The sequence below is a fragment of the Rahnella sp. CJA17(1/100) genome, from assembly GCF_963881615.1.
Lineage (GTDB): Bacteria > Pseudomonadota > Gammaproteobacteria > Enterobacterales > Enterobacteriaceae > Rahnella > Rahnella aceris.
This window is the reverse complement of record NZ_CAWOJA010000084.1, coordinates 1-253: the sequence shown is the minus strand read 5'-3', so window position 1 is coordinate 253 and position 253 is coordinate 1. Positions and strand designations below refer to the sequence as shown.

At 56.1% G+C, this 253-nt stretch carries 1 pseudogene; it reads right to left on the bottom strand.

Going from position 1 to position 253, the window contains the following annotated elements:
* Window positions 1-253, bottom strand: a pseudogene (locus AACU55_RS24605) (IS4 family transposase); the annotation flags it as partial.

Genomic DNA, 253 nt, shown 5'->3' with positions numbered 1-253 from the left:
GTAGCAGTCCTAAAGAGTAAAAACCCTTATCGAACAGCGTAATACTGTTATCCGGCGCGCTGTCTGCCAGCTTTGCCGCCAGGCGCATCTCGTTCACGTCGTAACTGTCCATCACACTGGCCCGCAAGTTCCATCAGGCAGACCATGCGGACCTGAGGATATCCGCGTTCGCCGTGCTGGTTCGAAGCCTTACCGAAGGCCTCTGCATTTTCAGGCGTGTCCTGCGTATGCCAGACTACGCCATCGACGGCAT